Here is an 11677-nt window from a genome sequence, read left to right on the forward strand (position 1 = left end):
GCGTCGTAGACCCGCCGGGCCGCCAGGTTGTGTTCGTTGACGTAGAGGGAGACGACCGGCGCCACGTCCGCCAGCGCCAGCCTGACCACCGCGGCCATGCCGGCGGTGGCGAGCCCCTCGCCGCGTCGCTCGGGGGCCACCCAGACCCCTTGGACCTGGCACGCGTGCGGTGTCGCCGCGGCCACCTCGGCCTTGAAGACCACGCGGCCGTCCTCGATGCGCGCGAACGACCACCTCTTGGAGATCAGCTGCGCGATCCGGGCCCGGTAGAGGGTCGCGCCTCCCCCGGCCTCCGGCGAGACGCCCACCTCCTCGGTGTACATCGCCACGCACGCCGGGTACAACACCTCGAGGTCCGCTGCAGTGGTACGCCGGACGAGGGGATCCGGCTCGACCGCGGACGGCGTCCGGATCTCCAGGTGCGGCTGGTGTCGCCGCACCTCCCGCCCAGGCCCCCACGTCTTGCTCAGCACCCTCCACATCGGGTCGACCTGCTCGGCCGGCCCGACGAGCGTGGCGCAGCGCCGCGGCTGTGACGCGGCGCGGGCGGTGAACGCCTGGACCGCCTCGGGCCCGGCCGCGACCGGGACCAGGTTGGCGGCGGCATGGCAGGCCGCCACCAGGTCCCCGTCGACGTGATAGCCCCAGACCTCCCCGCCGAGCCACCGCGGGTCGAGCCGGGTGAGGCGGGCCCGGTAGTCGACGAAGACGTTGACCACCGGGTCGCGCGCCGTCAGCTCCTCCATGGCTGGGAGGTCGTCGGGGCCGAGGGTTCGCAGGCCCGGCTGGGTCCGGAGCACGCCAGCAGCCTAGGGCACCGAGCAGGTCGACTCAGGCGATCGCCGGCTCCAGCGGGGCGGGCTCGGCCACGCGGGTCGGCCAGCGCCGGAACCACGTCGCACCGGCCGCCGCGAGCGGCACGGAGAGCACCCACAGGCCGACGACGGACACCGTCACGGAGAGCCCGATCCGGTCCAGGGCGGGCGTGGTCTCCCACACCACCACCGGGAGCACCAGGACGGCAGCCGCCGCTAGCACCCGGGCCGGCCACCAGGCCCGGGTGCCCCAGGCGAAGCCGCCCAGGAGCACCGCCGGGAACAGCAGCGCGCCCGGTCCGGCGAACAGCACGAGCCCCGGCAGCACGGCGAGCCGCCACCAGGCCCGCCCTCCCCGTAGGCGGGCCGCGTGCACGAAGCCAAGCGTCCCGCCGAACACCGCCGCCACCCCGAGGATGCCGAGCGTCCCGCTCCAGCTGAACTCCGGGTTGGTCGAGACCAGCCGCATGTACACCCGGGCCAGCGCCCCCCAGGCCGCTCCCAGCGCCAGGCCGGCCCCGACCGGGCGCAGCCACCCCCCGACCCGCTTCGAACCACTCATCTTCCATCCCCTCCTGAGCTCTGGTGTTCGTACACAGGGCCAGACGGCGTCAGCGGGGCAGCGGGTGACAACGAAGCGCAAGAAAGAAAGTTCGATGAGCGTGTCACCCGGGCCGGGCCCTCGTGCGTCCGCAAGATGATGACCACCATGGACGGGACCGAGCTGCGCGCACCCGCCGACGACGTCGGTGCGGCCCACACGGTCGACGCGTTGGTCGAGCGGCTGTACCACGCCGAGGCGCCCCGACTGGTGCAGATGGCGCGCTGGTTCGTCGACGACACCACTGCCGCCGAGGATCTCGTGCAGGAGGCGTTCATCCGGCTCTCGCACAACGGGCACCGGATCCGGGAGCAGGACCGCGCCGCGGCGTACCTACGCTCGATCGTCATCAACCTGGCCCGCGACCACAACCGGCGCGGGCTGGTGTCGCTGCGGCACCGACCGCCGGCCCAGCAGGACGAGCGGTCCGCGGAGGACCACGCCGCCTACCGCGAGGACATCGCCGAGGTGGTGGCGGCGCTGCGGGACCTGCCTCGGCGGCAGCGCGACTGCGTGGTGCTGCGCTACTACCTCGACCTGTCGGTCGACGACATCGCCGAGACCCTCGGCGTGTCCCGCAACTCGGTCAAGACCCACCTCAGCCGAGGGCTGAAGAACCTGTCGGCCCAGCTAGGAGAACTGCGATGAGCCAGCTCGAGGATCGGCTCCGCCGCACACTCGCCGCGGACACCAGCGGCACGCCGTCACCCGATCTGTTCGCTCGCGTCCGCGACAGCATCGAGGACGACCGGGCCCGGCGCCGGGGCCGCACCCGTCGGCTGCTCGGCGCGGCGGCAGCGCTGACGTTGGCCGTCGCCACTGTCCTCACCCTGACCCCCTACGAGAACGGAAGACCTGCGATGCCCTGGTGGACCCTGGAGCTCTTCACGACCGGTGTGCTGATCGCCATCGCCCTGTGGCTGGGACCGTTCATCAAGCGGTTCGGACGGGCGTACGCCGCCGACGTGTTCCACGACAACCCGCTGACCGGCAAGAGCTACATCGTGCTGACCGACATCGTCTACTACCTGATCTTCGCCGCGTTCATCCTGTTCACGGTCCGCTTCGAGCCCGACCGCACGTGGGGCGCCGACTTCGCGACGGTCAACGCCGACCAGATCGAGTGGCAGCTGCAGCGGGTCGGCGGGATCCTGCTCATCATCGGCGTGCTGCACGGCCTGAACATCGTCCTGATGCCGGTGCTCGGCCGACTGTTCTCACTCAACCGCCGGCTCTCGGGCTCCCACGAGCGGTGAGGTCCACGCGACCGCGACACCGACGAAGGCGACGGCGGTGACCGCGAACAGCGTGCCCTGCAGACCCAGCCAGCGGCTCAGCACGCCGGCGAGGAAGGCGCCACCGGTCCACCCCAGGCCCCACGAGAGCATCCGGCCGGCGGTGTTGACCCTGCCGAGCAGCGGCTCCGGGGTTACCTGCTGCCGGTAGCTGATGGAGTTGATCACCACCAGCGTGTAGAAGATGCTCCAGACGAACAGCGACAGCGCGCCCGCCCACCACGCGTCCCACAGCGGGGTCGCGACCCCCATCAGGGCCGAGAACGGCAGCGCCAGCAACGTGATCCGCGCCGGTGTCGTGGACCGGCGCAGCAGCCGTGGCAGGGTCAGCGACGCGAGGATGCCGCCGACGGCCCAGGAGCCGTAGACGATGCCGAACCGGAGCCCCTCCGTGCCGATGTCGAGCTGCCGGTCCGCCCAGACGACCATCAGCGACACGAAACCGCCCCCGGCGACGCACTGGGTGAAGCCCACGATGGTCATGGTGCGGATCCCGGCGTGCCGCCAGAGGTAGCGCAGCCCCTCGGCGATCTCCGACGCGAGGTGCCGGACGGTGAGCGGAGCGCGGACCCGGGCGTCGTCCTGGAGCGGTCGGCGGATGCCGCTCAGCAGCAGTGCGGAGGCGAGGAAGGTCGCGGCGTCGAAGGCGAGCAGCGTCGCCGGGTGCAGCACCGCCAGGGCGAGCCCGACCAGCGAGGGGACCATCACCTCGGCGACGTTCTGCACGGTCCACACGTAGGAGTTCGCCTCCCCGATCCGGGACCGGCCGACGAGGGTCGGGATCGCCCCGAAGACCGCGCCGTCGAAGAACGTCGCGCAGGTTGGGCCCAGGAACGCCACGGCCAAGATGTGCGGCACGGTCAGCACGTCCAGCCAGTGCGCCACCGGGACGCTCGCCAGCATGACGGCACCGCACAGGTCGGCCGTGACCATGACGGTGCGGCGGTTCCACCGGTCGCCCAACGCGCCGGCGAGCAGCCCGAACACGAGGTACGGCCCGGCCTCGAGCGCGGCCACGAGGGCGGTGAGGGACGCCGAGTCACTGATGCGGTAGACCAGCACGGGCAGCGCGATCAGGGTGGTGATCGTGCCGAGGACGGACAGTCCTCGTGCCGCGACATACCGCAGGAAGTCGCGATCGGCGAGCAGCGACGGCGTGTCCGCCGTGACGTCGGCGGTCACCGGCCGGTCAGCTGACGGTGACGGTGGCGCCGCCGGTCACACCGTCGACGGGCTCCCCCAGCTCCTCGGCGATCCGCATCGCCTCCTCGATCAGCGTCTCCACGATCTGGGACTCGGGCACGGTCTTGATGACCTCACCCTTGACGAAGATCTGGCCCTTGCCGTTGCCGGACGCGACCCCGAGGTCGGCCTCGCGGGCCTCGCCCGGACCGTTCACCACGCAGCCCATCACCGCGACGCGGAGGGGGACCTCGAGACCGTCGAGCCCGGCGGTCACCTCGTCGGCGAGCTTGTAGACGTCCACCTGGGCGCGACCGCACGACGGGCAGGACACGATCTCGAGCCGCCGCGGGCGGAGGTTCAGGGACTCGAGGATCTGCAGGCCGACCTTGACCTCCTCGACGGGCGGCGCGGACAGCGAGACCCGGATGGTGTCGCCGATGCCCTTGCTGAGCAGGGCGCCGAACGCGACCGACGACTTGATGGTGCCCTGGAACGCAGGGCCGGCCTCGGTGACACCGAGGTGCAGCGGCCAGTCCCCACGCTCGGACAGCATCTCGTAGGCCTGCACCATGACCACGGGGTCGTTGTGCTTCACCGAGATCTTGAAGTCGTGGAAGTCGTGCTCCTCGAAAAGCGATGCCTCCCAGACCGCGGACTCGACGAGCGCCTCTGGAGTGGCCTTGCCGTACTTCTCCAGCAGCCGCTTGTCGAGCGAGCCGGCGTTGACGCCGATCCGGATCGACGTGCCGTGGTCCTTGGCCGCGGCCGCGATCTGCTTGACCTGGTCGTCGAACTTGCGGATGTTGCCGGGGTTGACGCGCACCGCCGCACACCCGGCCTCGATGGCGGCGAAGACGTACTTCGGCTGGAAGTGGATGTCGGCGATGACCGGGATCTGCGAGTGCGCCGCGATCTCCGGAAGCGCCTCGGCGTCGTCCTGCGACGGGCAGGCCACTCGCACGATGTCGCAGCCCGAGGCGGTCAGCTCGGCGATCTGCTGGAGCGTGGTGTTGACGTCCGCCGTCAGCGTCGTCGTCATCGACTGCACCGAGACCGGCGCGTCACCTCCGACGAGCACCTTGCCCACCTTGATCTGTCGGGTCTTGCGGCGCGGAGCGAGCACCGGCGGCGGCGCGGCGGGCATCCCCAGGTCGATCGAGGTCACGGTCGGTCCTTCCGTTCGTGCGAGGTGGTGCCCGGCGTGGTCACTGTCAGCCGAGCTGGACGGGTACGAAGATGTCGGCGTAGATGAGCACCACGCTCATGACGAGGATGACACCGGCCATCACGTAGGCCACGGGCAGCAGCTTGGCGGTGTCGAAGTATCCGGGGTCGGGCCGGCGGAACAGCCTCGCGAACGCCCGGCGTACCGCTTCGTAGAGAGCGCCCGCGATGTGGCCGCCGTCGAGAGGCAGCAGCGGCACGAAGTTGAACATGCCCACGAAGAGGTTGATCGCGCCGAGCAGCCCGAGCAGCCCGAAGAACCGGTCGGCGAGCGGGATGGTGTGCTCGGAGGCGACCTCGCCGGCCACCCGGCTGGCGCCGACGACGCTCATCGGACTGTCGGCGGCGCGCTCCTCGAGCCCGAGGGCGGCCAGGCCGACGTGGTAGAGCTTCACCGGCAGCTGGCCGAGCGCCTTGACCGTCTCCCAGGTGTAGTCACCCATGGTGGTGACGACGAAGACCGGTCCCTGCCGTTCGAGCACCTGCTCGGGCACGACGCCGAGGAACCCGACCTCGACGATCGTCTCGGGGTTCTCGTCGGACTCGGGCCGCGCCGAGACGGTGGTGTTGGTCTGGGTCGTGACCTGCTCGCCGTCGCGCTCGACGACGATGGTGGCCGCGCCGTCGTCGTTGGCACGGATCAGCCCGCTGAACTGGTCCCAGGACGTGACCTCGGTGCCGTTGAAGGAGACCACGTTGTCACCGGCCCGGAGCCCCGCGGCCTTCGCCGGCGCGACCGGGTCGGCCGCGGTGCACTTCCGTTGCGGCTGGTCCAGCGTCTCCTCCGTGACCGCGATGACGCAGTCGGAGACCTCGTCGATCGTCGTGGTCGCGACGGGAGCGCCGTGGATCATGAAGACGGCGCCGAAGAACAGGAAGGCCAACAGCAGGTTCACCGTCGGTCCGCCGGCCATCACGATGACCTTCTTCCACCAGGGCAGCTTGTAGAACAGCCGGTCCCCGTCGCCCTCCTCGACGAGCTCGTACTCAGCCGCGCGGGCGTCGGAGATGAGCTGGGTGAACATGCCCGTGTTGGACTTGCGGACCTTGAGCCGGCCCTGCTCGTCGACCTCGTCCTCGCGGCCGGGCGGCAGCATCCCGACGAGCTTGACGTAGCCGCCGAGCGGGATCGCCTTGACGCCGTACTCGGTCTCCCCGCGGCGGGTGGACCAGAGGGTGCGGCCGAAGCCGACGAAGTACTGGGTGACCTTGACCCCGAACTTCTTGGCGGGCACCAGGTGACCGACCTCGTGCAGGCCGATGGAGGCGGCGACGCCGAGCACGAAGAGCACCACGCCCAGCGTGTACATCAGCACGGTCAGCATCGAAGCGTTCTTTCCATTCCGGCGGGGATCACAGGGTGGCGGCGCGGGCGCGGGCCCAGGCGTCCGCGGCGAGCACGTCGTCGACGGTGAGATCCGTCTGGTTCGAGGGTACGTCGTGAGCGGCAAGCACGCGCTCGATGGTGGGCACGATGTCGGTGAACCTCATCTCACCGTCGAGGAAGGCCTGCACGCACACCTCGTTGGCCGCGTTGTAGACGGCCGGCGCCGTGCCGCCCCGTCCGCCGGCCGTCCTGGCCAGCGCCACCGCCGGGAACGCGTCCTCGTCGAGCGGGAGGAACTGCCAGGTCTCCGGCCTCGTCCAGTCCATGCCGGGGGCCGCGTCGGGCACCCGGTCCGGCCACCCCAGGCCGAGGGCGATCGGGATCAGCATCGAGGGTGGCGACGCCTGCGCGATCGTCGACCCGTCGTGGAACTCGACCATCGAGTGCACGACGGACGTCGGGTGCACCACGACGTCGATCCGCTCGAACGGCAGGCCGAAGAGGAGATGTGCCTCGATAACCTCGAGGCCCTTGTTGACCAGCGTCGCGGAGTTGATCGTGACGAGCGGGCCCATCGACCAGGTCGGGTGCGCCAGCGCCTGCTCCGGGGTCACGTCGTGCAGGTCGTCACGGCTGCGTCCGCGGAACGGCCCGCCGCTGGCGGTGAGGACGAGCCGGCGTACCTCGTCGGCGCGGCCGCCGCGCAGGCACTGAGCCAGCGCGGAGTGCTCGCTGTCGACCGGCACGATCTGGCCGGGCTTCGCCCGGGCGGTGACGACCGGCCCGCCGATGATCAGCGACTCCTTGTTGGCCAGTGCGAGGGTGTTGCCCGCGTCGAGGGCGGCCAGGGTGGGGCGCAGGCCGACCGCCCCGGACATCCCGTTGAGCACGACGTCGCAATCGAGACCGGCGGCGGCACAGGAGGCCTCCTCGCCGAGGTCGGCGAAGCCGGGCCGGAACTCGGCCACCTGCTGTTCGAACAGGTCGCGGTTCCCGCCCCCGGCGGTCAGCGCGACCACCCGGAACCGGTCGGGGTTGACGCGCACCAGGTCGACGGCCTGGGTGCCGATCGAGCCGGTGGAGCCGAGTACGACGACGTCACGGCGGGGGGTGGGGGTCACGGCCCCATCCTGCCTGAGCAGACCACGCGACCACGGAATCACTCGTATCCGAGGTTGGCGACAACCGTTTCGGCAGAGTGTCGGCAAAATGTACTTCTGATCCGTAGCCGCGGGACCGGGTCTGCCTTACGCTGACCGCCATGACCGACGCAGCAGGCACCGCTGCCGGTGGGTGGGGGCTGCCGCAGGAGCGGAGGCTCGTCACGGAGATTCCCGGTCCGCGCTCCCGCGCCAAGTTCGCCCGCCGGCTCGAGCACGTCGCCGCCGGCGTGGGCACCACCCTCCCCGTCTTCGTCGAGGCCGCCGGGGGCGGGGTGCTCGTGGACGCCGACGGGAACTCCCTGATCGACCTGGCCTCGGGCATCGCCGTCACGAGTGTCGGCAACGCGGCGCCGGCCGTCGTGGACCGCGTGGTCGAGCAGGCGCACGCCTTCACGCACACGTGCTTCATGGTCACGCCGTACGACGGCTACGTGGACGTGTGCGAGAAGCTCGCCGAGCTGACCCCGGGCAACGACGCGAAGAAGTCGGCGCTGCTGAACTCCGGCGCCGAGGCCGTCGAGAACGCCGTGAAGATCGCGCGCGCGTTCACCGGCCGCCAGGCGGTCGCCGTCGTCGACCACGCGTACCACGGGCGGACCAACCTGACGATGGCGATGACGGCGAAGAACATGCCGTACAAGCACGGCTTCGGCCCGTTCGCCGGTGAGGTCTACCGGGCCCCGATGTCCTACCCGTTCCGCGAGCGGTCTCCGATCAGCGGCGTGGAGGCCGCCGACCGGGCGATCGACGTGCTCGACAAGCAGGTGGGCGCCACCAACCTCGCGTGCCTGGTCATCGAGCCGATCCTCGGCGAGGGCGGCTTCGTCGTACCGGCGGACGGGTTCCTGCCGCGGTTGCGCGAGTGGACCGACACCAACGGGATCGTGTTCGTGGCCGACGAGATCCAGACCGGGTTCTGTCGCACCGGCGACTGGTTCGCGTGCGACCACGAGGGCGTCGTGCCCGACCTGGTGACAACCGCCAAGGGCATCGCCGGCGGCTTCCCGTTGGCCGCGGTCACCGGCCGAGCCGACATCATGGACTCCGTCCACGTCGGCGGCCTGGGCGGGACGTACGGCGGGAACCCGGTCGCCTGCGCGGCGGCGCTCGGCGCCATCGAGATCATGCAGAAGAACGACCTCGCGGGAGCCGCGCGCCGGCTCGGCGAGGTCATGACCCACAGACTCGACGCACTGTCGGCGACGCACTCATGCGTGGGTGACGTCCGAGGCCGGGGGGCCATGGTGGCGGTCGAGATCGTCGGCACGGACGGGCACACCCCTGAGCCTGTCCGTGCCGGCTCCATCTCGGCGTACTGCCACAGCCAGGGTGTCCTCACCCTCACCTGCGGCACCTACGGCAATGTGCTGCGCTTCCTGCCGCCGCTGGTGATGCCCGAGCCGCTGCTCGAGGAGGCCTTCGACGTGGTCGCCGCCGGGTTCGACGCGACGGCCTGAACTGCGCATTTCGCCTCCAGAGGGACGAACCTCTCCCTAGAGTTGTGCCGAGGAGGTGGTCCGATGGGGATCTCGCTGTCCGGTCAGACCGGACTGTCGATGCGTGCCATCCGCTCGATGCTGGTGGTGATCTTCGTCCTCCTCGGCACCATCGTGTACTTCTACGGGCCGCTCATCGCGCCCACCGTCGCGTCGGCGGCGGAGCAGGAGTGCAACGACTACGCCGGCGGCAACTTCCGCAGCTACCGGCTCGACTGGGTGTCGTGGCCCAGCGACAACCCGCACTGGCGCTGCTGGGACGCCAGCCGTCCAGAGGTGAAGGCCGTCAGCCTCGGCTGGTGGGTCAACCCGTTCAGCTGAGGCGGCACCCCTCCGCGTCCGCTCTGGTCAGCCCGTCACGCGCAGGTGACCCACGGGTGAGTACGACGAGTCCATGAGCTCCTGCTCGACTCCCGTCGTCAGCTCCATCTGAGGGAGGGCGCCCGCCCAGTACCTCAGGATCCGCGCGATCTCCTGTGGTGCCCCGCCCGTGATCGCGTCCATGTCGATGTCGATGACGAAGCGCATGATCCTCAACGTAGTCCACCCTCGGCTGGTCGAGCTTGTCGAGGCCGATCCCGTTGTGCACAAGGGATTCCGGCTCTCAGAACTGTCGGTGGTCGCCTCTAGGTTGATCGGTATGGAACCGGTGGTGGACGACCTCGAGCGGCAGGCAGTGGCCGACGCCATCGTCGAGTCCAACGCTGCTCTGCTGGAGGTGGAAGCGCGCCAGTTCGTGCTGGCCGCGCAGTGGGCGGACCTGCACCCCGCGGAATCGTTGTGGTCCGGGGTGGTGTTGCCGGGCACCGAACGGTCCAAGCGGTACGGCGGCGAGGGCACGCCGTTCGCGGGTGAGTTCGCGGCCGCCGAGCTCGGTGTGCTGCTCGGCCGGTCGCACGTCGCGGCAGCCACGCTGATGGCCGACGCCCTGGATGTGCGGCACCGGCTCCCGAAGCTCTGGGCGGAACTGTTGGCCGGGTCGGTGCGGGTCTGGCAGGCCCGGCACGTCGCCTCCCGCACCCGCGCCACCGGCCTGTCGTTGATGCAGGCGCGGGAGGTGGACGCGGCCACGACGCCGTACCTGGCCACGCTGCCGTGGGGAAGGTTCGTGGACCTGTTGGAGGCGCGGATCATCGCCGCCGACCCGGCCGCCGCCGAGGCCCGACGAATCGCGGCGGAGCTGGAGCGGTTCGTGGTCACCGGCCAGTCCAACGAGCACGGCCTGAAGACGCTGGTGGCGAAGGCGACCGCGGGTGAGGTGATCTACCTGGTCGCGATGGTGGACCGGATCGCCGAGATCCTGCTCCAGCAGGGTGACAGCGACCCGGTCGGCGCCCGCCGGTCCAAGGCGCTCGGGATCCTGGCGCACCCGAGCCGGGCACTGGCTCTGCTGCGGTCGGCCAGTTCGGTGGGTGGTGACCCGGTCTCGACGGGCTCGACCACCGGTGGTGACGTTCCGCTGCCGCCGGCGACGCTGTACGTGCACGTGTCCCGCGAGTCCCTGGTGTCCGGGGCGGGGGTGGCGCGGATGGAGGGCGTCGGCCCGCTCACGATCGGCCAGGCCTCGGAGTTCCTCCGGCACTCCCAGGTGACCATCAAGCCGGTGATCGACCTCGACCAGGACCGTCCGGTGGACGGCTACGAGGTCCCGGACCGGCTCCGCGAACTCATGCATCTGCGTAGCCCGGCCTCGGCGTTCCCGTATTCATCGGCCACTGGACGCCGGATGGACCTCGACCACACCATCCCTTGGGTCTCGACGGGCTCGACCACCGACAGCACCGGGCCGCCCGGGCAGACGAGGATCGGGAACCTCGGCAAGCTCACCCGGTTCGAGCACCGGGTCAAGACCCACGGCAAGGGCTGGCGACACCGACAACCCGAGCCCGGCGTCCACCACTGGCGGACGCCCATGGGCTACGAGTACACCGTCGACCACACCGGCACCCGGGTCTCGACGGGCTCGACCGCCGGACGAACGGCGTACGAACGCGCCTTTGCCCAGATCCTCGCGCGCAGCTGAGCTCCGCCCCAACCCGCATGTCTGGCGGGTCGAGGTCGCCCACGGCCGCCTCGGTCGCTCCCGCCGGTTGGCGAAGTCGTTCGAGAACACGACCAGTTCGGCAACGGGCAGGCTTCAGGTCCCCTGCATCGCCGCGACCTTGCGCCACGTGTCCCGGGAACGAGCGCGGCGGCGTCCAGCTGCCCTCGCAGCCTGAGCACGCTCGTGAAAACCGCGCGCATCGCGGCTTGAGCGTGCGGTGTCTTGACCTCTCCAGCGACAGCGAGTCCATCCGACTTCTCGGACCTGCCGATGAGCGGACCGCCCGCTCGGACTCACTCTTGGGGGCCATCTCCCGTTCGAGCCAAGCGCTCGCGACTTAGATACCGAACCAGCTTGCCGAGCGACTCCGCGTAGGCAATCTCCCACACTATCGGCGGCATGCTCGGAGTCTCGCCGCGTCAGGTCTGGCCGGCTGCCGGTGTGTCATACAGGAGCCGCCGAACGGCCGCCCGGGAGGCGAGGAGAGCGATGACGAGCAACGTCACGGGTACGAAGCCACCCAGGCT

The 11677-nt window shown here is 70.6% G+C and carries 12 protein-coding genes; 5 read left to right on the plus strand and 7 right to left on the minus strand.

From position 1 onward, the window contains the following. Both VFH10_RS04980 and VFH10_RS04985 read right to left on the minus strand, forming a co-directional pair. Window positions 1–800: GNAT family N-acetyltransferase (locus VFH10_RS04980; protein WP_325126552.1), on the minus strand; the 800-nt coding region annotated here is incomplete at its 3' end. Window positions 801–831: 31 nt separating this feature from the next. Further along, on the minus strand, window positions 832–1377 hold the full coding sequence (locus VFH10_RS04985; protein ID WP_325126554.1) for a hypothetical protein: 546 nt from the start codon (window positions 1375–1377) through the stop codon (window positions 832–834). A gap of 147 nt (window positions 1378–1524) precedes the next feature. Here VFH10_RS04985 and VFH10_RS04990 point away from each other — a divergent pair, with 147 nt between their 5' ends. After that, window positions 1525–2064, plus strand: a complete 540-nt coding sequence (locus VFH10_RS04990) for a SigE family RNA polymerase sigma factor (protein WP_325126556.1) — start codon at window positions 1525–1527, stop codon at window positions 2062–2064. Beyond that, window positions 2061–2672 (plus strand): hypothetical protein, encoded by a 612-nt coding sequence (locus tag VFH10_RS04995; RefSeq protein ID WP_325126557.1) that lies wholly within the window; start codon window positions 2061–2063, stop codon window positions 2670–2672. Before VFH10_RS04990 ends, VFH10_RS04995 begins: the two co-directional genes overlap by 4 nt. On the opposite strand, the gene VFH10_RS05000 is transcribed toward VFH10_RS04995, so the two are convergent. The 4 genes from VFH10_RS05000 to dxr form a co-directional block, all read right to left on the minus strand. After that, entirely contained in the window at window positions 2634–3893 is a 1260-nt protein-coding gene (locus VFH10_RS05000) for an MFS transporter (protein WP_325126559.1), read from the minus strand. The two genes, VFH10_RS04995 and VFH10_RS05000, sit on opposite strands and share 39 nt — an antisense overlap. A 7-nt stretch (window positions 3894–3900) precedes the next feature. Then, a complete protein-coding gene (gene ispG, locus VFH10_RS05005; protein WP_325126573.1) occupies window positions 3901–5040 on the minus strand; it encodes a flavodoxin-dependent (E)-4-hydroxy-3-methylbut-2-enyl-diphosphate synthase in 1140 nt (379 codons plus the stop codon). Between the two features lie 67 nt (window positions 5041–5107). Next, window positions 5108–6445, minus strand: coding sequence for a M50 family metallopeptidase (locus VFH10_RS05010; RefSeq protein WP_325126561.1), 1338 nt, complete (start codon window positions 6443–6445; stop codon window positions 5108–5110). 28 nt (window positions 6446–6473) lie between these two features. After that, window positions 6474–7568, minus strand: a complete 1095-nt coding sequence (gene dxr, locus VFH10_RS05015) for a 1-deoxy-D-xylulose-5-phosphate reductoisomerase (protein WP_325126563.1) — start codon at window positions 7566–7568, stop codon at window positions 6474–6476. A gap of 140 nt (window positions 7569–7708) precedes the next feature. Between dxr and gabT the strand changes: the two genes are divergently transcribed. Beyond that, window positions 7709–9067: a 4-aminobutyrate--2-oxoglutarate transaminase gene (gene gabT / locus VFH10_RS05020; protein WP_325126565.1), complete on the plus strand. Its 1359-nt coding sequence runs from the start codon at window positions 7709–7711 to the stop codon at window positions 9065–9067. A 63-nt stretch (window positions 9068–9130) separates the two neighbouring features. Further along, a complete protein-coding gene (locus VFH10_RS05025) occupies window positions 9131–9427 on the plus strand; it encodes a hypothetical protein (RefSeq protein ID WP_325126567.1) in 297 nt (98 codons plus the stop codon). Between the two features lie 27 nt (window positions 9428–9454). On the opposite strand, the gene VFH10_RS05030 is transcribed toward VFH10_RS05025, so the two are convergent. Continuing rightward, window positions 9455–9634 carry a hypothetical protein gene (locus tag VFH10_RS05030; protein WP_325126569.1) on the minus strand — a complete coding sequence of 60 codons (180 nt, stop codon included), beginning with the start codon at window positions 9632–9634 and terminating at the stop codon, window positions 9455–9457. A gap of 112 nt (window positions 9635–9746) precedes the next feature. On the opposite strand from VFH10_RS05030, the gene VFH10_RS05035 reads away from it, so the two are divergent. After that, window positions 9747–11129: a DUF222 domain-containing protein gene (locus VFH10_RS05035; RefSeq protein WP_325126571.1), complete on the plus strand. Its 1383-nt coding sequence runs from the start codon at window positions 9747–9749 to the stop codon at window positions 11127–11129. Window positions 11130–11677: the final 548 nt, after the last annotated feature.

The organism is Nocardioides sp. (assembly GCF_035697785.1).
GTDB lineage: Bacteria > Actinomycetota > Actinomycetes > Propionibacteriales > Nocardioidaceae > Nocardioides_B.